33 protein-coding genes and 2 pseudogenes are annotated in these 26,443 nt (G+C 40.4%); 3 read left to right on the top strand and 32 right to left on the bottom strand.

All coding sequences use genetic code 11. The annotated features are described in order from the left end of the window. Position 1 precedes the first annotated feature (1 nt). From FY534_RS05915 to aroQ, 15 genes and pseudogenes are all read right to left on the bottom strand, one after another. A complete protein-coding gene (locus FY534_RS05915) occupies positions 2–232 on the bottom strand; it encodes a DUF2273 domain-containing protein (RefSeq protein ID WP_072874187.1) in 231 nt (76 codons plus the stop codon). 3 nt (positions 233–235) lie between these two features. Continuing rightward, complete coding sequence (gene amaP / locus FY534_RS05910) at positions 236–781, bottom strand: alkaline shock response membrane anchor protein AmaP (RefSeq protein WP_072874186.1); 546 nt, start codon at positions 779–781, stop codon at positions 236–238. Positions 782–811: 30 nt separating this feature from the next. Continuing rightward, positions 812–1,240, bottom strand: coding sequence for an Asp23/Gls24 family envelope stress response protein (locus FY534_RS05905; RefSeq protein ID WP_072874185.1), 429 nt, complete (start codon positions 1,238–1,240; stop codon positions 812–814). 159 nt (positions 1,241–1,399) lie between these two features. Further along, positions 1,400–2,757: pseudogene (accC, locus tag FY534_RS05900) on the bottom strand (acetyl-CoA carboxylase biotin carboxylase subunit). Positions 2,758–2,768: 11 nt separating this feature from the next. Then, complete coding sequence (gene accB / locus FY534_RS05895; protein ID WP_238413690.1) at positions 2,769–3,296, bottom strand: acetyl-CoA carboxylase biotin carboxyl carrier protein; 528 nt, start codon at positions 3,294–3,296, stop codon at positions 2,769–2,771. A gap of 168 nt (positions 3,297–3,464) precedes the next feature. Then, positions 3,465–4,022 carry a SpoIIIAH-like family protein gene (locus FY534_RS05890; protein WP_072874182.1) on the bottom strand — a complete coding sequence of 186 codons (558 nt, stop codon included), beginning with the start codon at positions 4,020–4,022 and terminating at the stop codon, positions 3,465–3,467. A 25-nt stretch (positions 4,023–4,047) separates the two neighbouring features. Beyond that, positions 4,048–4,629: a hypothetical protein gene (locus tag FY534_RS05885; protein WP_203115419.1), complete on the bottom strand. Its 582-nt coding sequence runs from the start codon at positions 4,627–4,629 to the stop codon at positions 4,048–4,050. An 18-nt stretch (positions 4,630–4,647) separates the two neighbouring features. Beyond that, positions 4,648–5,160, bottom strand: a complete 513-nt coding sequence (gene spoIIIAF / locus FY534_RS05880) for a stage III sporulation protein AF (protein WP_072874180.1) — start codon at positions 5,158–5,160, stop codon at positions 4,648–4,650. After that, on the bottom strand, positions 5,157–6,365 hold the full coding sequence (spoIIIAE, locus tag FY534_RS05875; RefSeq protein WP_203115418.1) for a stage III sporulation protein AE: 1,209 nt from the start codon (positions 6,363–6,365) through the stop codon (positions 5,157–5,159). Before spoIIIAE ends, spoIIIAF begins: the two co-directional genes overlap by 4 nt. Before the next feature lie 58 nt (positions 6,366–6,423). Then, on the bottom strand, positions 6,424–6,804 hold the full coding sequence (gene spoIIIAD, locus FY534_RS05870) for a stage III sporulation protein AD (protein ID WP_238413731.1): 381 nt from the start codon (positions 6,802–6,804) through the stop codon (positions 6,424–6,426). 22 nt (positions 6,805–6,826) lie between these two features. Then, positions 6,827–7,021, bottom strand: coding sequence for a stage III sporulation protein AC (gene spoIIIAC, locus FY534_RS05865; RefSeq protein ID WP_238413689.1), 195 nt, complete (start codon positions 7,019–7,021; stop codon positions 6,827–6,829). A gap of 47 nt (positions 7,022–7,068) precedes the next feature. Then, entirely contained in the window at positions 7,069–7,590 is a 522-nt protein-coding gene (locus FY534_RS05860; protein WP_203115416.1) for a hypothetical protein, read from the bottom strand. 12 nt (positions 7,591–7,602) lie between these two features. After that, the gene (spoIIIAA, locus tag FY534_RS05855) at positions 7,603–8,595 is read right to left on the bottom strand and encodes a stage III sporulation protein AA (RefSeq protein ID WP_083574224.1); all 993 of its coding nucleotides are present in this window, start codon (positions 8,593–8,595) and stop codon (positions 7,603–7,605) included. Positions 8,596–8,926: 331 nt separating this feature from the next. Beyond that, the gene (gene efp / locus FY534_RS05850; protein ID WP_072874175.1) at positions 8,927–9,484 is read right to left on the bottom strand and encodes an elongation factor P; all 558 of its coding nucleotides are present in this window, start codon (positions 9,482–9,484) and stop codon (positions 8,927–8,929) included. A 39-nt stretch (positions 9,485–9,523) separates the two neighbouring features. Continuing rightward, positions 9,524–9,985, bottom strand: coding sequence for a type II 3-dehydroquinate dehydratase (gene aroQ, locus FY534_RS05845; RefSeq protein ID WP_072874174.1), 462 nt, complete (start codon positions 9,983–9,985; stop codon positions 9,524–9,526). Positions 9,986–10,137: 152 nt separating this feature from the next. Between aroQ and FY534_RS05840 the strand changes: the two genes are divergently transcribed. Then, on the top strand, positions 10,138–10,716 hold the full coding sequence (locus FY534_RS05840; protein WP_072874173.1) for a histidine phosphatase family protein: 579 nt from the start codon (positions 10,138–10,140) through the stop codon (positions 10,714–10,716). Between the two features lie 64 nt (positions 10,717–10,780). Here FY534_RS05840 and gcvPB read toward each other — a convergent pair whose 3' ends face one another. From gcvPB to gcvT, 3 genes are read right to left on the bottom strand one after another with little or no spacing between them, the layout of a single operon-like run. Further along, positions 10,781–12,274, bottom strand: a complete 1,494-nt coding sequence (gene gcvPB, locus FY534_RS05835) for an aminomethyl-transferring glycine dehydrogenase subunit GcvPB (RefSeq protein ID WP_203115415.1) — start codon at positions 12,272–12,274, stop codon at positions 10,781–10,783. After that, positions 12,274–13,629 (bottom strand): aminomethyl-transferring glycine dehydrogenase subunit GcvPA, encoded by a 1,356-nt coding sequence (gene gcvPA / locus FY534_RS05830; RefSeq protein ID WP_255567417.1) that lies wholly within the window; start codon positions 13,627–13,629, stop codon positions 12,274–12,276. The genes gcvPB and gcvPA overlap by 1 nt, the downstream gene beginning before the upstream one ends. 11 nt (positions 13,630–13,640) lie before the next feature. Beyond that, positions 13,641–14,756: a glycine cleavage system aminomethyltransferase GcvT gene (gene gcvT / locus FY534_RS05825; protein WP_203115414.1), complete on the bottom strand. Its 1,116-nt coding sequence runs from the start codon at positions 14,754–14,756 to the stop codon at positions 13,641–13,643. Positions 14,757–14,935: 179 nt separating this feature from the next. Between gcvT and FY534_RS05820 the strand changes: the two genes are divergently transcribed. Both FY534_RS05820 and FY534_RS05815 read left to right on the top strand, forming a co-directional pair. Next, positions 14,936–16,588: a DEAD/DEAH box helicase gene (locus FY534_RS05820; protein ID WP_238413730.1), complete on the top strand. Its 1,653-nt coding sequence runs from the start codon at positions 14,936–14,938 to the stop codon at positions 16,586–16,588. Positions 16,589–16,593: 5 nt separating this feature from the next. Then, a complete protein-coding gene (locus FY534_RS05815) occupies positions 16,594–17,502 on the top strand; it encodes a YqhG family protein (protein ID WP_238413729.1) in 909 nt (302 codons plus the stop codon). Positions 17,503–17,504: 2 nt separating this feature from the next. On the opposite strand, the gene zapE is transcribed toward FY534_RS05815, so the two are convergent. The 14 genes and pseudogenes from zapE to rplU all read right to left on the bottom strand — a co-directional run bounded on the left by zapE (position 17,505) and on the right by rplU (position 26,373). Further along, positions 17,505–18,449, bottom strand: coding sequence for an AFG1/ZapE family ATPase (gene zapE / locus FY534_RS05810; RefSeq protein ID WP_203115411.1), 945 nt, complete (start codon positions 18,447–18,449; stop codon positions 17,505–17,507). 15 nt (positions 18,450–18,464) lie between these two features. After that, positions 18,465–18,995: a shikimate kinase gene (locus tag FY534_RS05805; protein WP_083574220.1), complete on the bottom strand. Its 531-nt coding sequence runs from the start codon at positions 18,993–18,995 to the stop codon at positions 18,465–18,467. Positions 18,996–19,010: 15 nt separating this feature from the next. Next, positions 19,011–19,280 (bottom strand): hypothetical protein, encoded by a 270-nt coding sequence (locus FY534_RS05800; RefSeq protein WP_072874169.1) that lies wholly within the window; start codon positions 19,278–19,280, stop codon positions 19,011–19,013. A 124-nt stretch (positions 19,281–19,404) separates the two neighbouring features. Further along, complete coding sequence (locus FY534_RS05795) at positions 19,405–19,893, bottom strand: hypothetical protein (protein ID WP_203115409.1); 489 nt, start codon at positions 19,891–19,893, stop codon at positions 19,405–19,407. Positions 19,894–20,157: 264 nt separating this feature from the next. Next, entirely contained in the window at positions 20,158–20,631 is a 474-nt protein-coding gene (locus tag FY534_RS05790) for a hypothetical protein (RefSeq protein ID WP_203115408.1), read from the bottom strand. 18 nt (positions 20,632–20,649) lie between these two features. Then, on the bottom strand, positions 20,650–21,018 hold the full coding sequence (locus FY534_RS05785; protein ID WP_072875255.1) for a prepilin-type N-terminal cleavage/methylation domain-containing protein: 369 nt from the start codon (positions 21,016–21,018) through the stop codon (positions 20,650–20,652). A gap of 23 nt (positions 21,019–21,041) precedes the next feature. Then, complete coding sequence (locus FY534_RS05780; protein ID WP_203115407.1) at positions 21,042–22,085, bottom strand: type II secretion system F family protein; 1,044 nt, start codon at positions 22,083–22,085, stop codon at positions 21,042–21,044. Then, positions 22,070–23,071, bottom strand: a complete 1,002-nt coding sequence (locus FY534_RS05775; protein ID WP_238413728.1) for a GspE/PulE family protein — start codon at positions 23,069–23,071, stop codon at positions 22,070–22,072. Before FY534_RS05775 ends, FY534_RS05780 begins: the two co-directional genes overlap by 16 nt. A 70-nt stretch (positions 23,072–23,141) precedes the next feature. After that, positions 23,142–23,558, bottom strand: a complete 417-nt coding sequence (locus FY534_RS05770) for an MPN domain-containing protein (protein WP_238413688.1) — start codon at positions 23,556–23,558, stop codon at positions 23,142–23,144. Further along, a pseudogene (gene obgE / locus FY534_RS05765) lies at positions 23,542–24,830 on the bottom strand (GTPase ObgE). The gene FY534_RS05770 and the pseudogene obgE overlap by 17 nt, the downstream one beginning before the upstream one ends. 13 nt (positions 24,831–24,843) lie before the next feature. Beyond that, complete coding sequence (locus FY534_RS05760; protein WP_072875260.1) at positions 24,844–25,320, bottom strand: Spo0B domain-containing protein; 477 nt, start codon at positions 25,318–25,320, stop codon at positions 24,844–24,846. An 88-nt stretch (positions 25,321–25,408) separates the two neighbouring features. After that, positions 25,409–25,711 (bottom strand): 50S ribosomal protein L27, encoded by a 303-nt coding sequence (gene rpmA / locus FY534_RS05755; RefSeq protein ID WP_072875261.1) that lies wholly within the window; start codon positions 25,709–25,711, stop codon positions 25,409–25,411. 26 nt (positions 25,712–25,737) lie between these two features. Next, a complete protein-coding gene (locus FY534_RS05750; RefSeq protein ID WP_072875262.1) occupies positions 25,738–26,055 on the bottom strand; it encodes a ribosomal-processing cysteine protease Prp in 318 nt (105 codons plus the stop codon). A gap of 6 nt (positions 26,056–26,061) precedes the next feature. After that, positions 26,062–26,373: a 50S ribosomal protein L21 gene (gene rplU, locus FY534_RS05745; protein ID WP_072875263.1), complete on the bottom strand. Its 312-nt coding sequence runs from the start codon at positions 26,371–26,373 to the stop codon at positions 26,062–26,064. Positions 26,374–26,443 lie beyond the last annotated feature (70 nt).

The raw sequence follows: 26,443 nt of genomic DNA, 5'->3' as shown, positions 1-26,443 counted from the left end.
TTCACTCCATATAACGATCCGATAGTAGCTTATCTAAAATCTTCCTCCATGATTGCCGCTCTTCCAGAATACGCCCCACCGCAAAACCTAATGCTGCTAACACGAGCAACAGTATCATAGACCAAAAACCAAAAATCATCCAAAGAAACCACAATAGACAGCCAGCCCAAAAACCTAGCCATCTACGCTGCATTGTCCAAATTTTAATTAGCCACTGTTTCCATACGGGCATGGCTCACTCCACCCACGCTTTCGCACCTTTGACACCTTGTCCAGCAATATGGACAACGTTAACTCCTACATTGGCAACATGGACGCCCGCTATACGCTCTACATACTCTTTGACTGCCAACTGAATTTGTTCGGACAGTGTCTGCAATTCTGTGTCTGGCAACGCTTTAACGCGTGTAAAAAGCGCTACGCCATCTCCTGTTTGACGCACACGTGTTTCAAACTCTTGCACGCCACGGATAGATTTGCCCGTCCGATTGGCCAACTGTTCAATAGTTTCATAAGATATGCGAATAATCCCATGCTGACCAGACAATTCAAGATATTCTTGCGTCGTATGAAGAGTCTTGTAGAATAAAAAGCGTATGGCAAGCAACAAGAGGAGAACTGCGGCAACAATGATATAGATATCCGCCGGGTACAAAGTGGCCAACGAAAACCAACCGTTTGCTCCCATACCATATCCTAAGACATATACACCGATGGCGATTGCTGCCAATGCCGAACCGATCGACAATAATACCAGCAAGATTCTATCCAAAATACTCACAGTATCCCCCCGTTGAGCCGCATGACTGAATTACATGCTACGCAAAGCACGTTTCTCATTTGTCGCCGCGTTTTCCCCTTCGCGTTCTTTATCGTTCGGGAAAACCACACCCACAACATGGACGTGCACTGACTCTACTTGTAAGCCCGTCATACTTTCTACCGCTTGCTTAACTCGCTCCTGAACTTGATAGCTTACATCAGGAATACTAACTCCAAATTGTAGCGCAACCGAAACGTCTATAGCACATGCTCTATCTTCCTGTAAAAACTGTACTTTTACACCTTTACTCAAATTTTTCCGACCAAGCAACGACTCCGTCAATCCACCTGCAAACGAGCCGCTCATGCCTGCAACACCCGGAACTTCACTCGCTGCCAATCCAGCTATAATCTGCAATACCTCATCCGCAATTTGAATTTTCCCAAGTTCTGACGCTGAATAACTCATATCTTGCATTCTCGCCACTCCCCCTTCGTCAGTTCGCCTAGATTGTATGACGAGCCTCATATAACTTATGCCCATTCTACCGAAGTCACTCATCATTGAAAAGCAGGATTTTCAACCCTATTACCCATTATGATGATGAATGCGGAAAAGAGAGATTGTCATCTTTCTTCAATCCATCGGTTTCGGAAGAATGTCGTTTTCTTCCAAAAACCTTGTGGTTACATCACCTTGCACAAATTTTTCATTTTCCATAAGTGCTGCATGGAAAGGTAAAGTCGTCTTGATACCTTCAATGCGATATTCCGAAAGAGCTCTTCGCATACGCATAATCGCTTGTTCACGAGTAGGCGCCCAGACAATCAATTTAGCAATCATTGAATCATAATTAGGGGGTACCGTATACCCGGATACACCGCACTGTCAACTCGAACACCAATACTACCAGGCGGCCAGTACTCTGTTATCGTTCCAGGAGAAGGCATAAAATTACGATATGCATCTTCTGCGTTAATCCGACATTCAATCGCATGACCTTTTAATTGAATGTCTTCTTGTTTGACACTCAGCGGCTCTCCTGCTGCCGCCAAAATCATTTCACGAACGAGATCGACCCCTGTAACCCATTCTGTAACAGGGTGCTCTACTTGAATCCGCGTGTTCATTTCCATGAAATAGAATTCACCATTGTCGGCATAAATAAATTCTATGGTACCAGCACCTACATATTGAACCGCTTTAGCAGCCGCTACAGCAGCTTTCCCCATCGCTTCTCGTTTCTCTTCTGTAAGTACGGGACAAGGTGCTTCTTCTACCAATTTTTGCAATCGGCGCTGCACAGAACAATCTCGTTCACCCAAATGAATGACATTCCCATGTCGATCCGCCATAATTTGAATTTCCACATGACGCATCCGTTCTATATACTTTTCCAGGTAAATACCACCATTGCCAAAGTTGGCTTCCGCTTCACGCTGCGATGTGAGCACGGCTTGGCGTAAAGAAGCTTCATCTTTTACAATGCGAATTCCTTTACCGCCACCACCAGCCGTTGCTTTAATAATGACTGGATAGCCAATTTGTCTAGCAATCTCAATGGCTTCTTCTTCACTTTGAATCAATCCGTCGCTCCCCGGAACAGTGGGTACACCAGCACGTTTCATAGTCGTTTTGGCAATCGATTTGTCTCCCATCGCTTCGATAGCAGACGCGCTTGGCCCTATAAAAGTTATTCCACACGCCTCACAAGCTTCGGCAAAATCGCTATTCTCAGAAAGAAATCCATAACCCGGGTGAATAGCGTCGACACCCGTCAATGTAGCGACAGAAATCAGACTGGGTATATGTAAATAGCTCGATTTTGAAGGTGCAGGTCCAATGCAATAAGCTTCATCAGCGAGCATCACATGCATTGCATTGCGATCAGCCTCAGAATAGACGGCTACTGTCTCGATCCCCAATTCCTGACATGCACGGATGATGCGCACTGCAATTTCTCCACGATTGGCTATCAACACTCGCTTAAACATCACGCCACCCCTTAGACTAGACGTACTCGAAAGAGTGGTTGTCCATATTCTACAAGTTGTCCATTCTCAGCTAATATTTCAATAATTTCACCTTTTACATCGGCTTCAATTTCATTCATGAGTTTCATCGCTTCCACAATACAAACAACCGTTTTAGGATCTACCTTACTCCCTTTTTCAACAAACGGTGGAGATTCGGGCGCAGGTGCTCTATAAAAAGTACCTACCATTGGCGAACGAATGAAATGACCCTCCTGTTCTCCAGCATTCTCTTGCGTTGGTTTGGTATCTGATTGAGAAACTGGAACTGGAGCAGATGGTACTGGCTGGCTTTCTGGTGTTTTAGGTTCTGCGTATACAACGGTCGATCGCGTAGAACTATTCTCTACACTTGCAGGAACTGCTACCGTCGTTGCATCCGCTTTCTTCATTAACACTTTCATTGTATCTGTTTCAATTTTAAGTTCATGAATGCTTGTCTCATCCAAGAGTCGAATCAACTCGCGGATTTCACCAATTTTTAACACCCAAACGTTCACTCCTTCATCCCTCATTGTGCACTTTTCCTAGTATAGCACAAGGTTGTTATCAGACTCATCAACTAGCGAAAGACTATATTAAATCCTGTGCACAGAAAAAATTCCCGGAACCATGACTCCGGGAATTTTCTGACCCACTGGAACGATAGATAACTGCATAATAACTGATTACGCATGCGGAGTCACAATGATATTGGTCATTGGCACTCCAAGTTGCTGAGCAACCAGATTCATCACTTGCACCGCATCGTCAGCAGAAAGTTTCTTGGCTGATACATAGACGGTAAACTTATCATTTGCATCGGGTACCACTACACACTCTTTATAACCTGCACCTTCGACGGCATCAACCGCGTTGGCCATCTGTCCTTTTAGGTCCATTAACTGTTTGATTTGGTCTTCGGCAGATCCGATTTGTTCTGTAGAGGCGTTGCTGTTGGCTATGACTGAGCGAAGATTGTCCAACGTCTCAGACATGTTTTTATCTACTTGGGTCTGGGTTGCCACAAAGAAATCAACGCTAGACTCAGAAGTGCTTTGACTGCTGCTTGCATTGAGAGAAGGACTGGTGGATGAACTTGCACTATCAGGTGTTCCTACAGTAGTTGTCACTGAAGGAGATGAGGCATTCGTTGTTTCTGTTGGATTATTCATCGTGTAGTAGCCAATCAACATCAGGGATAGGACCATCATTGTGGACAGCCATACTGTCTGTCTTTTTACCATTCATTCATACCTCCCAATTTTATCACTAGCCAAGCTTTTGAGGCTCCACACTTATCTTATATGCAGGCACGTCCAACACATTCGTAATTGCGTTAATGATTTCTGATTTTGCTAGAATAAAATCTTGTGCTGCTACGGTAACTAATACACCTTCAACCTGAGGCGCACTTTCCGTCACTTCAACAGGTGTCTCCGAACCATCGCTATTATGGGTGGTAAAAATCTGGTCGTTTTTGGTTTGCGTACTCGTGACACTTTGCCCTTGATGCGTTGTTGAAGAACTGGATTGAGTATTCTCTGCAAACTGGACTTGATCGGAAGCTTGAAGGTTCACCATGACATGAACACCATAGACCCCGGAAATTTGCCCCAAAATATTCGTTAAAGTACTGTCGAGCTGTTGCTCTTCAGTAAACAGATTGTTATTTTGCGAAGAAGTTGGTTGTAGTGGATTTTGCGTTACATTCGCTGACTGAGCGGCTGTCCCGGTTGCATTCGCAGCGTTGCTGGACTGATGATGCCAAAAGTTACCCATCACAAGCAGCAGGGCTCCCAACGCACCAATAGCCAGCAAAATCTTTTGATTTTGAATGGGCTTGAAATCCATATGTTCTCCCCCGCTCCTTCAATCCGCAAAATGAATTGTTACATTCGGCTGACCCATCCAATGGATAATAAAAGCTTTCAAGGCAGATTTAGAAATTGAAGGAGGCCAACCAACAATATTGACCGTCGGTTGACCACCAGTAGCCCCACTGATCCCGACTTGCAAATCATCTATTTGAAAATGAGATTGGATAGCTTGATGTAATTCACCAGCTAAAAGTTGATTGGCATCTTCCTCAGTCTGTGTAGAGAGTTCATTTTTCACTTCATGGGTCTGCAGAGTTGTCCACGCGGTATTTTCTGAAGATGAATCCGATCCGCTCAATAACCGAATGGCTGAGCGTTCAAAATCCTGACTCCAGTGGCCCTGCAACATAGGCACTATCGGCTGCAGCATGGCAGCAATAATCGCCAAGCCGAAAACCATGCGCACATATCGATGCATGGATCCTTCTGGTAACAAAAGTTCTGTAAAAACAGCCAACAAAACTATAGAAACCAGACTGCGCAGCCAGGCTCCAAGCAGTGTCACGCCATCATCACCGCCACATTGGCTGATGCCAGTAAGATACAAATTGCCAAAAAGAACATCAAGGCTACTGCAAGTACACATCCAAATACAAGCAACAACGACTTCGCCAATGTCGCAAGACAATCTAAAATAGCTGATTCGCCAAGCGGTTGCATTAAGGCCGCACTACCGCTATAGATAAAAGCCATAGCAAGCAATTTGAGTGCGGGGAAAATCGCAATCAAAGCGATCAGTAAAAGTCCTGTCATTCCTACAGCATTTTTGACTAAAAGCGAGGCACTAAGAACGGTTTCCGAGGCATCCGCCACTGCTTTACCAATGACTGGAACAAAAGTCCCGACCGAATACTTCACAGCTCGTAGCGTGACGCCGTCCACAATCCCTTTGCCAATGCCACGAACCGTCACAACCCCGAGAAACGTCGTCATACAAAGGCTGAGCATAGCTAACCCAGTCATACGTAGAAGAGCGGCTAATCGCGTTAATGAATAACGAGTGGACAACGAACTTGTTACATCCAGAATCGCGCTGAAGAAAATAAGTGGAAAAATAAGAAAAAAAACAACATTCGTTATCAAATGAACAACAAAAAGCATCATAGGCTGGAAAAAGGCAGCCGTGGCTACTGAACCTGATGCTGCAAGCAACGCTACTGCCAAAGGAATAGTTGCAAGCATGAAATGGTCCATCGTTTCTATCGCGTGTTTAGCTGTACCCACTGCTTCAGTAAATGAACCGATGGCGAGGACAAGAAGCACCAAAAAGATCACTGCATAGGCAATTTGGCTGACCGCTTTCTGCTCAAACGCTGTCTGCATTGTTTCTAATACTGAAGCGAGTACCGCCAAAATAAGAATTCCACCCACCAGTCGAGCGTGATCGAGCACAGCATCCAAGAAATATTTCGACAGTCCCGCCAGCAAATGGCTGGGATGAAATCCACCGTCAAACACAGCTCGAAGCAACGATGTTCCCCGGATATCAGGAAGATATCCGTTATATTGGCTCATCAGATTCCGCCAAAATTGATCCAGACTATCCGTAGGCAATTTATCTATTTGGGCAAGAGCTGCTTGATGAATAGTTTGCGCTGCAGTCTCTGTAAGCGGATCGGCCATGACCTTGTAACCTAAAGCCTGCAACCCAATACAGATGAGGATAGAAAGGCCAAGCAGTGATATTCGGCGTAGAGAAGACACTGACATGGACAATACCTCCTCGCCTGGCAAGCTGGATGCGATAGAGATGGGAGGTTGGGATAGTTCACTGTGGCAACAGGTGCATGAGCGACTGAACTACATCATTGACGATTGGGATAGCCAAAATGACAATACTTATTTTCCCAGCCAATTCAATTTTACTAGCCAATGCACCTTCTCCAGCGTCTCGAGCAACTTGTCCAGCAAACTCCACGATATAAGCGATGCCAATAATTTTTAAAACCGTTGAAAAAAAACCAGAATCGATATGCGCACTACTCGACAACCCACGTAGCATATCAAGGACAACCGAGATATTCTGAATCACGCTCGTAAACAGCAAAATGCCCGCTAAAAGAGCTACGAACATGGCAAACTGCGGAGCGTAAGAACGCAGCACAGTGGCTAGAATGGTAGCTGAGAGCCCAAATCCGACTAGTTGCATGATGTGCACGCGTTCGCACCACCTACTGGGTGTTCAAAAAAACACGAGTAATTTCCTGATAGAGATGATCGACATATCCCACAACCACCACAAGTACGGCTACCACACCAGCCAAAGTGGTCCATTGCGCAAATTCCTCTTTATCTGCATGGCGCAAAATCGTATTCATCAAAGCGACCACAAAGCCAACACCAAATATTTGAAATACTGCTCTCATTTCAGGGGACATCCCACTACCCCTCTCCCGATTTGCCGTTACAAAAATTAGGACATCATGATGACAATCATTACCCCAACCAAAACTCCCAAATATCGCCAAACTTTTTCGTTTTTTCGCCGATCTGTTTCTGCTATCTCTTCGAGCGATTGCAAGCGAATCAGTGCTGTGTCCAATTCTCTGGCAAGGTGAGTGCGATGGGCTGTGGCTACCACTGCCCCAAGTGTCCGTAAAGGTTCATAATCCTCTTTTTGCATGGCCAGTTTTTTCTCGAAACTGACAATAGCCTCATCGATGGCCTCGCCAGCATTCTTCTGTTCCTCTAAATTGGTTGCCATTTGCCGAAAAAGAAGATTAACAGGTTTGGGCAGCAAATCAGCAACATGTGACAACGCCAAAGGCAAAGGTACTTGAGCAAATTCAACTTCTTGACGCAACAGACGCAATCCCTGCGCCAAGAGCGCAATTTGCTTAGGTCGATCACGATAGGAACGCGCTACACTAAAGCCAATACCCGAGGTGGCTGTCAGTGTCAAAATAGAACCAATCATCTGGATTCCTATCTGCACCACCCCCTAGGTTCAGCGTGGTACGATGAGCGTTTTTCCGTTTGCATCGTAGACGGCTTCCAGAGTACCTGGACCACGACGACGACTAATGACTGCATAGCGGGAAAATGCTTGCTGCTCAAATAGCGGACGCATACTTGGACGCATTCGCCACTCTTCCAATGAAGCAGCATGGGCGGTAGCAAAGACAGTAACTCCAGCGTAGGCAGCTTCTAGAATCGCTTGACCATCTTCCATACGACCAATTTCATCAGTCACCAGTACTTGAGGTGAAAGTGAACGAATGGCAAGCATCATTCCCTCAGCTTTTGGACAGCCATCCAATACATCTGTCCGTGGACCGAGATCGAACGTACGCATCCCTTCGACGATTCCTGCTAATTCTGAACGTTCATCCACCACGACAACTTTTTGAGCAGGAAGTTGATATTCTCCTTGCGAACAGGCACGAGCCAAATCTCGAAGCAATGTTGTTTTGCCACACTGCGGTGGTGAGATAAGAAGCAAGCTAGGGACCCTGTGTTTGGATATTGAAATATACGGAGCCAATACACGGCTTGCTCCAATGTGACTTTTAGCAATACGCAGCGCCAATGAAGTAATGTTACGAATGGAGCGAAGTGAACCTGTTTCCGATAGCACAGCCCGACCTGCAATTCCTAGGCGATGTCCCCCAGGCAACGTCAAAAATCCTCTTTTGATGTCTTCTTCCATAGCGTACAGGGATGACTGGGTAGCCGACTGAACCATACGTTGTAACCAATCTTCCGAAACCACCAATCCCTCTCGCCAATCTTTCACAACCTTTCCACGCTCGTTCAGAAAACAGTCTTCTTGAGCTAGGCAAAGTTGCAAGGGGGCATGTTGACGAAAGCGTACTTCTTCTAACTGTTGAAGCACCGTCTCAGGAATCTGACAGAAAAGTTGGTAGAGTGGCGGTGGACACAGGATACGCAAAACATTGAGACAATCCACTACTTTTTCGGAAGAATTACCTGCATTCACAAAGACAGCCTCCCTGATGTGTCCATATATATGGACACGTCTAGGCAGCTATGACTGACAGCTCTAAATCCGGCACAATCTCTTTTCAATTTGCATTGTATAGAAAGAGCGTGAGACCTTCAGGAAAGGAGGACATACCTTGGAGGTATCCGTACTCGTTCGGTGGATTGTTGTATTTTTAATTATTTTTTTATTATGCATGATGCTCGTATTCAGCTTAATCAAGAGAAAAGCGAATGGATGACTATTGGTAAAACATCAAGGTAACCCATGCAACCATCATGGGTACCTTGTGTCATACCAAACAAAGATTGAACATTGAAGGGAGAATTTAAGCGCGGGATACGTATTGTCCAGAACGTGTATCGATGATTAACTTGTCACCCTGATTAATGAAGAAGGGAACCTGTAATACATAGCCTGTCTCCATTTTGGCCGGCTTACTACCACCCGTAGCTGTATCGCCACGAATACCAGGTTCTGTTTCCACAACTTCCAGTTCCACAGTATTAGGCAGGTCAATACCGATGGATTGCCCTTCATGCAGAACAACATAGCAATTCATATTTTCTTTCAAAAAGTTTAACTCATATTCTAACTGTGACTTAGGAATTGTAATTTGCTCGTATGATTCCGTATCCATAAACGTATACAAGTCACCGTCATTGTATAAATACTGCATTTCGCGTGTTTCAATGCGGGCACGCGGCACTTTCTCACCAGCCCGGAAGGTCTGTTCTTTCACAGCGCCAGTCTTGACATTTTTCAGCTTAGTTCGAACAAACGCTGCACCTTTACCAGGCTTAACGTGCAAAAATTCTATGACTCGATAAATATCTCCATCGTATTCAATAGTCGTGCCAGGACGAAAATCATTACTTGAAATCATTCATTGTTCCTCCGTTCTATAAAATCGAAATGGACTCATTTAAAATGATTTGGACGCTGACTTGCGAGACCACTCGGCGCAGAGAAATTCTGCAGCCAAGAGATACCCCTGAATGCCAAGACCCACAATTTGTCCAACGACTACATCTGCCAATACCAGATGGTGTCGAAACGGCTCCCTCTTGTGGACATTGGAAATGTGCACCTCAATGACCGGAATTGCAGCGTCGACCACGGCATCTCGCAATGCATATCCGTAATGAGCCAAAGCTCCAGGATTGATAATAGCACCAACAGAGTCTGGCGCTTCTTCTTGGAGTATATCGACCAGATCGCCTTCATGATTAGACTGCTTTGAAACCAAATGTAGCCCGTGGCGCTCTACTATGGCTCGAACGCGATTTTCCACATCAGACAAGGTAGTTGTACCATAAATATGCGGTTCTCTTTGTCCGAGTCGATTTAAATTAGGTCCATTCAATAACAAGACCTGTGGATGCATCGCGAAATCACCTTCAATCCGTATCAATCTGTCGTCGACAAAATCGCTGATATTGTAGCACAATCAACTGATATACTGAAACTACTTGAACACAAATTCTCAGAACAGTGCTTTGCAGATGACAAAAAACAAAATCATAAAGGAGTCATTGCATGGAAATCTGGTTGATTCGCCATGGAGAAACTGATTGGAACATTCACCAACGTGTACAAGGTTGGGCCGACATTCCCTTAAATGAAAATGGCTTAAAGCAAGCTGAAAAATTAGCAGACTATCTTAAATCTATCTCACCTAAAGCGATTTACAGCAGTGATTTGCAAAGAGCAAAACGAACTGCCGAAATATTGGCTGAACCGCACGGATTGCCTGTTCAAGTAGATGAACGTCTGCGCGAAAGATGTAAAGGCTCAGCTGAAGGCATCCCTTTTGACGAAATTCCAAATCGATTTCCACAGGGAGTACCTGATGAAGAAACAGACCAACAACTGCAAGAGAGACTTTTTCAAGCTATAGATGCCATAGCTAAACAATTTCCTGATGAATCGATCATCTGGTTTGTTACCCATGGTGGAGCCATACGTATGGTATTGGAAAGTCTAGGAGCAAAAGATCTTCCATACATTCTGAATACCAGCATTTCACGCATTTCAGGATCGAATGGAAACTGGAATATTTTAAATATGAACACAACTGCTGAATATGTATTGAATGAAGAATTTCCAAACCCTTGATGAGTTCTGCCGCCAGATCATGGCGGCAGAATAATAATTCATCTGGTAATGGTTAGCGATCTAATCATAGCAATGATTCTCTACCTTCTGTAGATGCCGTAAATTCATACCGCAAAATAGGATTGCGTGCGGCGGTGACTTCATCCAGTCGACTCACTACTGTAGTATAGGGAGCATGCTTGACCAATTCAGGATTTTCTTCTGCTTCTTTTGCAATTTGTAAGAGAACATTGGCAAAATCATCAAGCGTTTCTAAGGATTCGGTTTCCGTTGGTTCGATCATCAGACACTCGTCTACAATGAGTGGGAAATATATGGTTGGTGGGTGCATACCGAAATCAAGAATACGTTTAGCAATATCAAGTGTTCTGACACCATGCTCTTTCTGCTTGGAACCTGACAGTACAAATTCATGTTTGCAAGTTTGTTGAAAGGGCACTTCATAAGCTTCAGACAACCGCTTAAGCAGGTAATTGGCTGAGAGCACTGCAGATTCTGAAACTTTTTTTAATCCATCAGGGCCCATCGTTCGGATATAAGCATAAGCTCTAACAAGAATGCCAAAATTACCGTAGAAGCCTTTGACTTTACCAATCGATTCAGGCCTCTCCCAATTCCAGAAATAATCCCCATTTTCTTCATTTTTTTCAAGAACCGGCTTAGGTAAATAGGGCTCCAGTTTTTTCTTAACCCCTACCGGTCCAGCACCTGGTCCACCTCCGCCATGTGGCGTAGAGAAGGTTTTATGAAGGTTGAGATGCACTACGTCAAATCCCATATCCCCAGGACGGGCATAGCCTAAAATAGCATTCATATTTGCTCCGTCGTAATAGAGAAGTCCACCTGCATCATGAACAATTTTAGAGATTTCTAAAATTTGGGTTTCAAAGAGACCGAGTGTACTTGGATTGGTCAACATTAAAGCTGCTGTATCACTACCCACAACTTCACGTAAAATTTCTAAATTGACACTTCCATCATCATTGGATGGAATTGTAATGGTCTTCAGACCTGCCATAGTAACAGAGGCAGGATTGGTCCCGTGTGAAGAATCAGGAACAATGACTTTATCTCGCTTCTCACCACGAGATTCATGATAAGCCTTAATCATCATGAGCCCCGTCCATTCACCTTGAGCCCCTGCTGCCGGTTGCAACGATACACTATCCATTCCGGTAATTTCAGCGAGATCGTGTTGAAGTTCATACATTAGTTGCAAGGCTCCCTGGACTGTTGAAGCAGGCTGAAAAGGGTGAATCTGGGAAAAGCCTGGAAAACGCGCATATCGTTCATTGCGCTTCGGATTATATTTCATTGTACAAGAACCCAATGGATAAAAGCCCGAATCAACCCCATGATTTCGTTTGGATAAAGCTGTAAAATGTCGAACCACATCAACTTCACTTAATTCAGGCAGGCGCGGCGGATGCTGACGAATACAATCGACCAGCGCATCATCCTCAGTAATTGGAACATCTAACTCAGGTAGCGTATAAGCCTTTCTTCCCGCTTGACCAAGTTCAAAAACAAGCGGGATTTGTTCATTTTTGTATTCCATCAGTCAAGTACCTCCTGCAACGCGATGATATATCCATCTAATTCATCTTTTGTGCGCATTTCTGTAACAGCAATGAGCCAACAATTTTTCATATCTTCATATTCATTTTCAAGCCTAACCCCAGGAAGGAACCCTTTTTCTAACATTGCCTTTTCTACTTCGTCAGCTGATCGGTTCAATCGAATGACAAATTCGTGGAAGAACTTTTCACCGGTCAATACCTCAACACCTGACAAACTCTTTAAACGACTTCGCAAATAAGCTGCTTTTTGATGACATTGGTAAGCCACGTCTCGCAACCCTTGCGGTCCCATATAGGAGAGATAAATTGTAGCGGCCAAAGCGTTTAGAGCTTGATTAGAACAAATGTTACTTGATGCTTTATCACGTCGAATGTGTTGCTCACGCGCCTGCAATGTCAACACAAAGCCTCTTCTACCGTCTGTGTCTTTGGTCTGGCCCACCATTCTTCCTGGCAGCTTTCTCATCAAATCTTTGCGAGCCGTTAAAATCCCCAAATAAGGTCCACCATATTGCATCGCATTGCCCAGTGATTGCCCTTCTGCGATCACCATATCTGCACCAAGTTGACCTGGCGGAGTCAATAACCCCATCGCTATAGGATAGGTCACTACAATCAACAATGCTTCTTGAGAGTGTGCCATTTCAGCAATCGAACGAATGTCATCCAACGTGCCAAAATAGTTGGGATATTGTAATATGACCCCCGCAACTGACGAGTCAAGCAAATTTTTCAAAGTCTCTATTTGGATATTTCCCTGATTTTCAGGAATTTCAACAATTTCAATAGATTGTCCGGCCGCATATGTTGCAAGTACTTTTCGATATTCTGGATTCACCGAACGGGCTACAAGAAGTCGATTTCGACGAGTATGGGAACACGCTACAATTCCAGTTTCCGCCAAAGCTGTCGGACCATCATACATGGAGGCATTCGCAATTTCAGTTCCCATAATTTCAGAAACCATGGTTTGGTACTCGAAAATAGCCTGCAACATTCCTTGGCTTATTTCTGGTTGATAAGGTGTGTAAGAAGTGTAAAACTCAGAACGACTTACCAAACTGTCTACAACGCTCGGAATATAATGTTCATAACTGCCTGCCCCAAGAAACGAGACCAATTTACTGGTATCTTGATTTTTACCAGCCAATCGTGACATATGACGTTCTAAGGAAAGTTCCGACATCGCATCTGGTAGATCTAACGATCGATTCAGTAAAATTTCGCGAGGTATATCATTAAATAAATCGTCAGTACTTTGTAAGTTTAAAAAATCTAACATCTTTCTTTTATCTTCCACAGTATGCGGAAGATAACTGAATGTTTTTTCCAAAATAGACAACCTCACTTTACGCTAGTCTGTGTCGACGGTCGACGATAAAAAGGCGTTTTAATAACCTCAGCGAGAACTTTACGGCCGCGAATTTCCACCTCAACCTGTGTCCCGATAGCTGTGTATGCCATATCAAGCATGGCTAAACCAATAGGCGTTTTTAATGTAGGTGATTGTGTTCCTGAAGTAAGAAAACCAATCACTTCCTGACTATCCTTAGCATAAACAGAGTAACCTTGTCTCGGTATTCCACGGCCAATCATCCGCAATCCAACAATTTTTCTACTCAGACCGCTTTCCCATTGTTTATACAAAGCTTCCTTACCAATAAAGTCGCCCTTATCAAATTTAACAAAAGCTTTTAATCCAGCTTCTATAGGGGTTATATCCTGACTTAACTCATGTCCGTAAAGTGGCAAGCGAGCTTCTAATCGCAATGTATCTCGCGCACCTAAACCTGCCGGTATAAGTCCGTAAGGTTGGCCAATTTTCAGAATTTCCGCAAAAAGGCTTGTAGCATAGTTTTCCTGAACATAAATTTCAAAACCCAGTTCGCCAGTATATCCTGTAGCTGATACCAGACAGGGAAAACCACCTAAATTCGTTTCTACAAATTCAAAAGGTTTAAGGTGAATCAGTTCACTGTTGAAATGAGCCAAAATATCATGTGAAGCTGGTCCTTGTAAGGCAAGTAAAGCAATCTGATCAGAAATATCACGAATTTCAACTTGAAAGGATTGTTTATTCTGCTCGATCCATGAAAAATCTTTCTCGCGGTTTCCAGCATTAACAACCAGCCAAAATTTGTTCTCTTCTAAGCAGTAGACAAGCAAATCATCGACAGTTCCACCATCCGGATAAACCATAGGAGTATAGATTGCATGACCTGTTGACAAATTAGAAATATCATTGGTGACCCAATATTGAATGGCAGCTCGTGCATCTGGTCCCACAACTTCAAATTCTCCCATATGGGATACATCAAATAATCCAGCTTTATTCCGAACAGCTTCATGCTCATCCAGAATACCAACGAATTGCACAGGCATGTCCCATCCACCAAACTCAATGGTACGAGCACCAAGTTGAGAATACAGCGGATATAAGGGCGTTTTTTTTAACGACAAGTTACCACCTCCAAATCCAATAAAAAACCCTATACTTCTCTCGATTGAACATGCATGAAGATCCAAGTTTTAGCACATCATAAGACCATACTTGGCCATTACCTATCAGGAGGCAATGTATGTTTAACGCTTCTCAGAAACCCGTAGAAACGTCTGCATGTTCGTCTAACAAATATCAATTGGCATGGAAGAACAAAGAGAAATTTGACGCGTTTACAGCATACATACAAACCTCTGCTCTTGGCAATATTGAAAGTCGTTCATGGGACATTTTTCAACTGGCTTATGAAGCCACACAAAATTCCCTAGTCCCTGCCTTTGAAAAACTATTAGCGATTGACCATACGTTTGGGTTTCAACCACTTCCTCATCAACTTAAAACAGCACAACGTGTCGTGTCTGAACTGCGTGGACGAGCCATCTTGGCTGATGAAGTAGGACTTGGAAAAACAATAGAAGCTGGACTCATCTTAAAAGAATATTTGTTACGAGGATTGGCAAAAAAAGTTCTTCTTCTCGTGCCGACTTCACTAGTTCTTCAATGGACGAGAGAACTGGCTGAAAAATTCAGAATTCAAGCCGTAGCTCAACGTAGAGTAGATGACTGGCAGGCAGATATTATCGTAGCCTCTCTTGATACCGCAAAGCGAGAACCTCATCGTAGCCTGATTCTCGCAGAAACATGGGACATGATTATCATTGATGAGGCTCATAAATTAAAAAATAGAAAAACTAAAAATTGGGATACTATTAACCGTATTACTTCGAAATACATGCTTCTGCTCACTGCAACACCTATTCAAAACCAATTGGATGAACTGCATGCTCTCATCACTTTGCTTCGTCCTGGACAATTAGGAAAAAAAGAAGATTTTTTCAAACAACATGTAAGTCAAAAGAGAATTGCCAAGAATCCCGCTGAATTAAAAAATTCAGTCAAAGAAGTGATGATTAGAAACCGTAGAGAGGACGGAAATACACAACTCCCTCCACGTCATGTAAAAATCTGGTCGTTGGATTTAAATCCTCAAGAACGAGACTTTTATCAAGCTGTACAAGATTATATGAAAAGAGAATACCAGTACAGGACAGAAAAACATATTTCAACTTTGCCAATTCTAACTTTATTAAGAGAAATTTGCAGTTCTCCCTACGCTGCCATGATATCGATTGAAAAAATGATGAAACGCTCAAATACTTTCATGAGCCAAGAAGAGGCCATGCATCTTCTGGAATTAGGTGGTCGTATTCAAACCTATACCAAAGCTGAAAAGGTGCTTAGTCTTTTGCGTACCATGCAAAATAGTAAATGCGTCATTTTTACAGAATACCGAGCAACACAGGATTATTTGCTCTATCGTCTTAAAAAAGAAGGAATTCCTGCAGTTTCGTTTCGCGGGGGTTTCAAAAAAAGCAAAAAAGATTGGATGCAGGACCTATTTGCGCATCGTGCGCAAATTTTAGTTGCAACAGAAACAGGAGGAGAAGGGATAAATCTGCAATTTTGCAACTATATGATTAATCTCGATTTGCCATGGAATCCAATGCGTTTAGAACAAAGGATCGGCCGCATTCATAGACTTGGACAAACAAAACCCTGCTATATTCATCATCTCACAACTTATGGCACCTTAGAAGAACACATCGTTAAATTATTGCATGAGAAGATTCATATGTTTCAAACTGTAATTGGGCAAACAGATACCATTTTAAGTAAAAATCCTCAGTGGGAGAAAAAATTATTAGAAATTGCAATGACTTCCCAAAATGACAGAGAGATGCAAGAGCAACTTCAGCTTATGAATTCAAGTATCCCAACGAAAGAGAGTTGAAAATAGTGGTTGCCTCTTTACAAGACCTAAAAAATGCAAAAATACGTTTAGATTTTGTCGACCGTTATTTTCAAGCTGTCCATGCAACAACACTCTTAAAAAAAGATTCCTATCGAGAGGTACAATTACCTACTGATGTAGACAAAGAGTTGAATCCTAGACCTTTTTATTGGATGTGGATAGAAACAACTGGCCAAAAACCAGAACCAACAGTTCTGCGTATGGCCTTTGATCAACCTACTTTAGAAAAAGAAAATCAACGCATGAAGGTCGAACACGACGAAAAAATAGCCTCACTTTCTATAAGCCCTGCAGAACGATGGATGTACCAGGCACCTAAAGCACAATTAGTGGATTACGGTTCTTTTTTATTAGATAAAATTTTGGCCAGTGTTAAAAAAAGAGGAGCATTTGCTATTGTTGCACCCAAAAATTTGTCAGGGAGCAAAATCTTAATTCCCTGGTTAATGATGAATGGAATATTCACATTTCGTTGTGATATGTCGGAACAAAAATTGTGTTCTGTAGCAATTTGCCTAGAAAATGGTCAAATTGTAGATGAATTTTATAACAAGATTCGTCATATTGAAATGAACCCTATAAGCCCACAAAAATTACTTTATCGATTGCGTATGTCGTTAATCGATGGATTTCAAGCACTGCAAACTTACTTAGAATTTCTAGTCAAACAACAACCAACTGATTGGGCGGAAAAATCTCTTGCACGCCTTGAACAAGAACAAGCACATATCAATTTATATTATAACAGTTTACTAGAAGATGCCGATTTAGAAAAACTAGATTCAATTAAGATAGAACATGAAAGAAAATTGAAATCCTTAAGCGAACTGTATTATCCAACAATTGATATTATAATTGAACAAATGGCACTCATAGGTCTCCCATCATCTTAAGATTATGTTAATGATTTCAAATTCTTTTGGCGATAGTCTTCTCCTTCTATTTTAGCCAAGCGAGACATTTGTAAGATTCTGCTTCTCAAAGCAGCTACAGACTCCTGTATATCGGCTCCACCACGCTTATAAATGTCTGGGGGAGAAAAATTAGAAGTAAACCAAGTAGGCAGTTTGGCATGAAATCTATAATTTATAATTCTAAACAGTTTTTCCATAGTAAAATCATTAGCTCTTTCTTGAGCAAATTCATCAATAGCTAAAACAGGCACATTACAACAAGCCTCTATAAATGGCTCGAGATCTTTATCTTCAGAGATGAGATGACGCATTCTATCAAAAATAGAGTCTGATCTTAAGAAAAGACAAGGTATTCCGCGCTCTTGCAATCGATTAAATACACCCAACACCAAGTGTGTTTTACCTACACCAGGAGAACCAAAAACATATACTCCCTGAAGATAAGAATTTTTCACATGATACTCATTAGCAAAACGAATACAATATTGGAATAATTTTAAGTATCGATTTTTTTGCTCTAAAGGAAAATTATCCAAAGTGTATTCTTTGTCTTGAATATGGATGCCTATGATTGAACTCCATTCTTGAACAATTCGAGCTTTTTCATGCTCTTGATAGGGTTCACATCTTTCAGCAACAGAAACAATTTGTCCTCCATAGCGACGTAATTTGTGTATAAAACCTTTCATATCTCCTTCCTTCTGACATTGAGTGTATCCTGTACAGTTCTGACAAATCTTTTGTTGTTTAATATGCTCCAATAAAATAATGGATTCATGAATGATCTCTTGGTCTGTCAACGCCCAATTATCCAATTCTGGAATATGTTTTCTAATCAAATTTACATTCAGAGTTTTTCCCTTTTGTTTGGAAGCTTTTTTCCATTTTTCAGGAACAGAATCACCAAAAGATTTAAACCCGCTCATACCCAAAAATCTCCCTTAAGTTTGATATTCAGCAACTATTGACGAACAAACCTCTTCTACACTCAGAGAAGAGGTATCCACTATAAAGGAGGCCACTTCTAAATACAAGGGGTGTCTGGTTTCTAAAATGTCATGTATTTTTTGTTCTAACGTATCATGGATATTTTCATTTAAAAGAGGCCGAGAATCTACTTCTTTTTTTAAACGTTTGACGAGAATGTATGGAGAAGTCTGTAGATACACACTCCACCAATTACGTTTAAGATATTTTCGATTTTCTTCATCAATTATGACCCCCCCGCCTGTTGCCAAAATCAATGGAGAGTCAGTTTGTTTGGAAATTTGTTGAAATAACCTGGCTTCAATCTGTCGAAAAGTTCTTTCACCATATTTCTGAAAAAAAACTTGAATGGAACAGCCAATTTCGGAAGTAATAAGATCATCCAAATCTTGAAAAGGAACATTCAGTTTATATGAAATTTTTTTGGCAATTGTAGATTTTCCAGACCCCATCATCCCCACCAATGCGATAGGCAATGTACTCACGACGTGAACTCCCTTTTAACAATTTTCTTGCCAACTGCATGAATACGGCAAAGGCTGTACATACCCATTTTGATTATACACTACTCCTACCGCAGTATTGGCAAAAGGAGACCTAACCATGGTTATGATTTGAGTAGAATTTCCTTTGATAACTCGAATCTGAAAATTATACTTCCCAACTTCAAATTCAGTTGGAAAACGAGTATCTCCTGCACGTATATCTTGAAGAATTTTGTTTGTTAATAGATGAGCTTCTGTCTCAACAGCAAAAGTATTCATAAACATCTGATTCCTCTTGATGATAAAAAGTGCACTTGAAACCATTCCAGCAGAAAGTACCGATGCAAGAAAACAAAATAACATGACAATAAATGAATTGAACCCCATGAAGCAATGAGTTGATTTGGAATTATTCCTGATTAAATATTTTATTCCAATCAAGAAATTCAAGATGGTGATTTTGACAGTCGAAGCTATATCCCAGAATAATTTTGTTACCTTCGATTTCTGCTGTAAAGCTCCGTAATCCAAGCGCAACAACCTCAACACCACCATAGTTGCTAATTCTAATCAGCTCGTTTTTATCATTTAATCTATATCGAACGACTGAGCCATTTTCTAAACTAAGCAGTAGTTCATTTTGACCTAAAATTACTTGACTCGCTTCTTCCATATCAAGACCGAAAATTCTTTGTATAGATAAACTATCAATAGTATCCGTATCTATTTTCTGAATATTTTTCCATCCCGGTAGAAGTGCTAAAATTACAGAAACAATGGAAATAAACAGCACTGTATTGATAAAAATGGAAGTCATTGTCTCCCATAGTACAAACCCTACTGACTCTAATTGCATAAAATTTTGAATTTGTTTAAGTCGGGAAATCAAAAGTTTCACATGAAACCCCATCACAAATATGACATGCTTCAAAAACCCATTTTACAGTTGAACTGGTATTTATAGATTGACAAGAGTTATAGCTCTTTACAGTTGATAGAGTCATTGATTTTTCGAATTTAGAAATAAGTTGAATGGAGGAGGTCATCAACTGAATTTGGTCATGATCTGTTCGCTCAGCTTGTAATGTATAATTTAAACTGAACAAAGATATGAAAGCACTGCATGAAGTTAATATCCAAATTAAAATCGATTCTAGAAAAGTCATAATGCGCCATCTGGATTAACAGCTAATCCGCTTCCCATATAAAGATTTACATTTCCCGTTGAGTTTCCTGCCTTCAACCGAATTACACCCGCTATAGTAGAACTTCCATCTGCCTTATATATAATTCGATTTGAATAAAGCGAGAGAATTCCATCTCGATAGCTTACTCCTGGATCTAATGGAGTCCAACCTTGTATAGGTCCATTTTGATATATCCAATATTCAGCTGAAAATGGAGCAAAAGTAAAAATTACTGGTTTTTTATTTTCCGTGGCAAGTAGTTGTGACTCGGATAAAATATCTGACAGCTTAAAAAGATTATTTTCTAACAAAACGTGGTTAAAAGTATTGAGCATCTTTGGTATGGCTAAGAATGAGAATAGTGAAACTATACAAAGCCAAACCATGATTTCAAGCAATGTAAAACCATGAAAAATAAGGCGTTTTTGAATGTTTACGTCATACATCAATACTATCAATCTCCTTTGTCAGGAATTCGATAGAGAATCTGTTGAAGTTACTGTGACAGAGTTTCCATTGCCGTCATTAATAATAAACTGACCTCCACAAGGATCGACAGGCACGCTATTGAGCAATCCAGCACTTACAAGGGTTTGTAATTGTTGTTGAGTATTTCCTGTAGGAAATGAATAATTCATCAATTGATACTCAGACAGTGCAGATTGAATTACCTGTTCATCTTGAAGTAGTGCAGTATATTCTGCTTTTTTCCCGGCTTCTAATAATTGAGGAGCTGCGACAGCAATCATAACAGCCATAATAAATACTGAAACCATTAACTCAAGCAACGTAAAACCACGAAATTCCCAAAATACGACGCTTTTTAGATTTTTCATTTTCTAAATCACCAACCCCTGTTTTAATGAATAGGAAAATGCATACTCATTTGATTTATCAATTTATACATAGGCATAAATGTAGAATAGACAACTAATCCTAAATTGCATCCCATCCAAAGAGTCATTGCGGGTTCAATAGAGTGAAGAATTTTATTTAAAATCTTTTTTCTTTTCAAATTACTTTGATTTTTGTAATTTAATAACGAAAAGACCAGGTCACCTGTTTTCTCTCCCAATTTAATACTGTATTGAAGAAAAGGATCAAAATAATTATGGTTACTAAATATTTCTCCAATTGAATTGCCAAGCAGAATATGCTTAAGCATATATTTACAACGATTTCTACACCAAAAAGGTATATTAGACATAAATGATAATTTTTCAAGAGAATCGACAAAGGGTACTCCAGCTGAAATTAATTCGGTGATACTCTCTACTAAAAATATATTTTGATTTAAAATCAGCCAGAAACGACATGGTATTGGAATGGACATTTGCAACCAATCCAACTGTAGATATCGATTTATCAAAAAACAGATGAAAGACAATAGAAATCCAATTACAGCAGCAAACAAACAGATACTTGGAAAATCCAGGACAATGTACTCCCACCGAATGATTGAATGACGTGTATATTGCATATAAAGTGATAAAAAAGAAGGTAAAATGAATTTTTTTACGATGATTGAAAAAACAACAACCATTAACCATAAAATCAGTGGATAAATTAACTTTTTAATAATCTCATTTTTTAACTCGCGTTTTTCTTGCATCCGTTCAGAAATTGACTTTAATACAGAAGATAAATTTCCTGTATTTTCAGCGATTTCGATAACTGAAAGTTGAAGAGAAGGAATTTTATCTCTCAAAAAATCAGACAATTTATTTCCCTTATAAAGGCTGGCTACGTACGGAGAGTTATTTGTAGCTGAAAATAGTTCTATTAATTCAGTCACTGAAATTCCTGAGTCAAGCAATTGCGCCCAATCTTTTAATTGATGATCATTCAGTCGTTTGCCTTGTTTCTTTTTAAATCTAAAGAATGTTTCTATGGGTTGTTCCATTGTCGACGCAACTCCGTCCACATTTCATTATCTAAAATCAATGATCTTTGCATAGCATTGATCTCAGAAAGTTGAAAAATTGCTTTTCGCTCTCTCTCAATACCGCTATACTGACAAATAGTACAACCACTGCCTTTGCATTCTCGGCATTCTATAGAAACTAATTTTTGAATTAAAATAGCAATTAATAATTCAGAAATAAACGATTTAGAGATGCCCAACTCATGTAATCGTGCAATTGCACCTATTTCATCCCGCGCATGAGTAGTCGATAAAACCATTCTCCCACTTAAAGCAGCTCTGATAGCCATATTCGCAGTCAATGGATCCCTAATTTCACCTATCATTAAAACATCAGGATCTTGCCTTAATAATGAAGTGATTCCCATTTCAAAAGTCATTCCTGATCTTTCTCTGACTTCGATTTGCTTCAAGTCATTCATTCGGTATTCGACAGGATGTTCAAGACTGACAACACTTCTACCTAATTGTGATAAATAATGCGTCATTGTATAGAGGGAAGTGGTTTTCCCAGAATTGGTGGGTCCCACTATTAAAATAAGCCCATCTTCCTTATTTAGTATTTTTTTCAATGATTCCGAGATCTTTGGAGACATGCCAAGATTCTCAAAGGAAGAAGGGTGATAACTGGATTGAAATAACCTTAATACTATAGATTCTCCAGATACTGTTGGTATACTGGATACTCTGACAGAACATTTTCTAATACCATCATCCCACTCAAAAACTCCATCTTGAGGAATTCTAAGATCCGTCAAATCCATTTTGGCTAAAGCTTTAATTCTGCGTACCATTAAAGAACCTTCCTGTAACCAGCTTTGAAATGGATGGATTGTTCCCCTCATCCGAAATGAAACTTTAAGTACTTCATTTTCTAAATACAGATGAACATCACTGACATTCCATAGTAAAGCGGTGTCGAGTATGGATTGTACAGCTATAACAGATTGGACGTCCTGCCTCATTTTCTTCACCTGACCAGTCTCATTCAATCCTAACGCTGGTATAATTCGTCCATCTCATTTAATTTCCTTTTTACAATTTATTATTAAATATAAATTCTTGAGAACTATAGAATTTCACAAAATATTCCGTAGATCGTGAGTGGAAAATAGAAACGAGGACATGAAAAGATGCCCACTCATGCAGAAGATGATCTGCAGTGGACATTTGTGCAGGAGCCTTGTCACCAATGTGTGAATGTACTGTTGCCATAATCTCATATTTTTCTTTATGAAAAAAATAAAGTAAAGGTACAAATTTTTCAACATCCCAATAGAAATGATCGGAACTTGAAAATACAGGAATAGGAAAAAAACATACTTCGCCATTCAAATCCCGAACAAGAAAACCAGCCGATTCCCTCGGGAAATTCGAGCACAAGTAATATAATACATTTGAAGAAATATATTTCCACCAATTAGGCTCAGCAACATTATTCCACAAAATCAAATTCCATATCTCCAATTTGGACTGTGTCACCATCTTGTGCACCTTTTTGGCGTAAAGCTTCATCTACACCCTGTAGTTTCATTATTCTTTGAAAGCGAAAAACAGCATCTTGTTGTGAAAAATTTGTCATTTTTATCATTTTTTCCAGTTGAGAGCTTATGACAATATATCGGTTACCTTCTTTACGAATTTCAAATTTTTTGTTCTCTTCAAAACGATAGATTTTTTTCTCTTCAGAAGGTTGATTCTCTTGAAGTTTCTCTTCTTCTTTACGTTGATTAAGAATCACTTGAAGATTTTCATAAGTCATATTTAGCAGCTTGTCTAATCCCTCACCAGTTAATGTAGAAACCGTCAAAACCTGAAGTTCAGGATAACGATGAAGGAATTTTTGAAGATGTTCCTGAGCATCTGGTACATCCATTTTGTTAGCAACCACAATTTGTGGTTTGTCTTCAAGGTGCTTATGATAATATTTTAATTCATGTTGAATAATCTCATAGTCAGAGATCGGATCTCTTCCTTCCATTGCAGCCATATCGATCACATGAATCAGAAGAAGAGTACGTTCAATATGGCGTAAAAAATCCAAACCTAATCCATGTCCTTCATGCGCCCCTTCGATTAGACCAGGTAAATCGGCCATAACAAAGCTTCTTCCCTCATCTAAACGAACGACACCCAATTCTGGGGTTAACGTAGTAAATGGATATGCCGCAACTTTAGGACGAGCTGCAGAGACTTTACTTAACAATGTACTTTTCCCCACACTCGGAAAACCTATCAATCCTACATCTGCAAGTACTTTCAATTCTAATTCAATCCATCTTTCTTGTCCCGGCTCTCCTTTTTCGGCCATATCAGGTGCTTTATTACTCTCGGAAGCAAATCGTGTATTGCCTCTACCCCCTCTGCCTCCCTTAGCAACAACTAGTTTTTGGCCATGATGAACAAGATCGCCAAGAAATTCGTTGGTATCTAAATCTCTGATAACTGTTCCCGGTGGAACTTTAACTATAAAATCATCTGCTGAAGCTCCATGTTGATTTTTCGGCTTACCTCGCTCACCTGATTTAGCTTTAAAATGTTTTTGATATTTAAAATCAATCAATGTCCTTAATCCTTCATCAACTATAAATACAACATCTCCACCACGTCCCCCATCTCCACCTGCTGGCCCCCTAAAGGTACGTATTTCTCTCTTCTATAACTGACGATACCATCACCACCGTCTCCACCTTTTACATAAATTTTAGCTTGATCAATAAACATCAGTTACACCCTTTCATTCAAATTGAACATGAAACAACGGTTGCATTAATTTCGATAATTTAATTTCCATTTCTTTTATCCACTCTAAATATTCGTATTGTAACTTCATAGGTAATATAAAGAATAGTTGAAGTGTATCCAGGCTCTTTTTTGTTTTTATCGTAAGAGGTTTATGCAAATATTGATTTGCAAAATTATTTAATTCTATAAGCGTGCAGATCAAGGTATCCAATCCAAAAAGATGAGTCACTTCATTAATTTGTGAAATAAATTCACATTGAAGGTAGGAACATTCTGCAAAAACTTCTATAACAGGATCGGGAATTTGAGAATTTTGTAACTCTGATAAAGAACGCAACCAAATCGACAATTGATCGATATGCTCCAAAGCAGATTCTAAACGGTTCATTTGCATATAAGCGCGAATCAATTGAAGTTTATTGAGCACTTCATGGCGATGACCACGAAACCAAGATAGTTTGTCCTGCAAAGCGGGCTCCTCCAAAAAAAGCCTGGCCTTTAAAGGCCAAGCTCGATTCCTCATCTGATACTGTCTACTCTACCTATTGAATTATAGGTTAGTTTTGAGCCGACACTGTTTCTAAAACAGGATATACACTTACTTTCTTTTTCCCTCGGCCAAATGGCTCAAACTTAACTTTGCCCTCTAATTTTGCAAATAAGGTATCATCTTTACCAATACCAACATTCGTGCCAGGATGAATTTTAGTACCACGTTGACGAACTAAAATACTCCCAGCCGTCACCAATTGACCGTCTGCCCGTTTAACACCCAGACGCTTCGATTCACTATCTCGACCGTTACGGGTACTTGAAACACCTTTTTTATGAGCAAATCTTTGCAAATTCATTAACAACATCACAAAAACACTCCCATCCTACAATACTAGGATTCAATTGAATAGATTTGAACATATTCTGGATATTGCTGACAAATTTGTTCAATACCCAAGACAAACGAAGATATAAGAAGACAAACTTCTTTACTCACATTTTGAGGAATAGAAACTGACATCTTCTGTCCAGTATCTGTTACATGTAATGCTGTTCCTGCTAAGACTTCACAAGAGTTAATGCAATTATAGGCTAAAACAGAAACTGCAGCACATACAATATCCTTGCCATTTACATCAAATCCTGCATGTCCATGGATTTCAAAACTCACTACTTGTTGATTGGAAGTACGAACGAAAACTTTAATCACAAAGACTCAACCCTGGATGGTTTCAATTTTCAATTTCGTGAAGGGCTGACGATGACCTTGTTTTTTGTGATAGTTCTTTTTAGCTTTATATTTAAAAACAATGATTTTTTTATCTTTACCGTGAGATTCCACAACAGCTTTAACAACTGCGCCTTCCACATAAGGTGTGCCAATTTTAAGCTGTCCATTGTTTTGAATTAAAAACACCTTATCCAAAAGTACCGTTTGGCCAACTTCAACTGGTAATTTTTCAACCGTTATAGTTTGCCCTTCCTCAACTTTAAACTGTTTTCCTCCAGATTCCACGATTGCGTACATAAAGCACCTCTGTTTTCAGAACTCGCTGCTAAGGTTGCCTAAATGCATTTTAACCTTTCACAAGCGGCAT

The organism is Alicyclobacillus sp. TC (assembly GCF_016804365.1).
GTDB classification, from domain to species: Bacteria; Bacillota; Bacilli; order Alicyclobacillales; family Alicyclobacillaceae; genus Alicyclobacillus_I; species Alicyclobacillus_I tolerans.
Note: the sequence above shows the minus strand (reverse complement) of the source record. Positions and strands in the feature narration are given on the sequence as shown.

What these genes read in the sequence shown, in the direction of transcription:
- FY534_RS05915 (WP_072874187.1), bottom strand. Translation starts at nt 232, where the DNA reads ATGCCCGTATGGAAACAGTGGCTAATTAAAATTTGGACAATGCAGCGT.
- FY534_RS05905 (WP_072874185.1), bottom strand. Translation starts at nt 1,240, where the DNA reads ATGCAAGATATGAGTTATTCAGCGTCAGAACTTGGGAAAATTCAAATT.
- FY534_RS05890 (WP_072874182.1), bottom strand. Translation starts at nt 4,022, where the DNA reads ATGGTAAAAAGACAGACAGTATGGCTGTCCACAATGATGGTCCTATCC.
- FY534_RS05885 (WP_203115419.1), bottom strand. Translation starts at nt 4,629, where the DNA reads ATGGATTTCAAGCCCATTCAAAATCAAAAGATTTTGCTGGCTATTGGT.
- spoIIIAE (WP_203115418.1), bottom strand. Translation starts at nt 6,365, where the DNA reads ATGTCAGTGTCTTCTCTACGCCGAATATCACTGCTTGGCCTTTCTATC.
- spoIIIAD (WP_238413731.1), bottom strand. Translation starts at nt 6,804, where the DNA reads ATGCAACTAGTCGGATTTGGGCTCTCAGCTACCATTCTAGCCACTGTG.
- spoIIIAC (WP_238413689.1), bottom strand. Translation starts at nt 7,021, where the DNA reads ATGAGAGCAGTATTTCAAATATTTGGTGTTGGCTTTGTGGTCGCTTTG.
- efp (WP_072874175.1), bottom strand. Translation starts at nt 9,484, where the DNA reads ATGATTTCAAGTAATGATTTTCGTCCTGGCACGACTATTGAATACGAT.
- aroQ (WP_072874174.1), bottom strand. Translation starts at nt 9,985, where the DNA reads ATGCATCCACAGGTCTTGTTATTGAATGGACCTAATTTAAATCGACTC.
- FY534_RS05840 (WP_072874173.1), top strand. Translation starts at nt 10,138, where the DNA reads ATGGAAATCTGGTTGATTCGCCATGGAGAAACTGATTGGAACATTCAC.
- gcvPB (WP_203115415.1), bottom strand. Translation starts at nt 12,274, where the DNA reads ATGGAATACAAAAATGAACAAATCCCGCTTGTTTTTGAACTTGGTCAA.
- zapE (WP_203115411.1), bottom strand. Translation starts at nt 18,449, where the DNA reads ATGAGCGGGTTTAAATCTTTTGGTGATTCTGTTCCTGAAAAATGGAAA.
- FY534_RS05800 (WP_072874169.1), bottom strand. Translation starts at nt 19,280, where the DNA reads ATGTTTATGAATACTTTTGCTGTTGAGACAGAAGCTCATCTATTAACA.
- FY534_RS05785 (WP_072875255.1), bottom strand. Translation starts at nt 21,018, where the DNA reads ATGAAAAATCTAAAAAGCGTCGTATTTTGGGAATTTCGTGGTTTTACG.
- FY534_RS05780 (WP_203115407.1), bottom strand. Translation starts at nt 22,085, where the DNA reads ATGGAACAACCCATAGAAACATTCTTTAGATTTAAAAAGAAACAAGGC.
- FY534_RS05775 (WP_238413728.1), bottom strand. Translation starts at nt 23,071, where the DNA reads ATGAGGCAGGACGTCCAATCTGTTATAGCTGTACAATCCATACTCGAC.
- rpmA (WP_072875261.1), bottom strand. Translation starts at nt 25,711, where the DNA reads ATGTTGTTAATGAATTTGCAAAGATTTGCTCATAAAAAAGGTGTTTCA.
- rplU (WP_072875263.1), bottom strand. Translation starts at nt 26,373, where the DNA reads ATGTACGCAATCGTGGAATCTGGAGGAAAACAGTTTAAAGTTGAGGAA.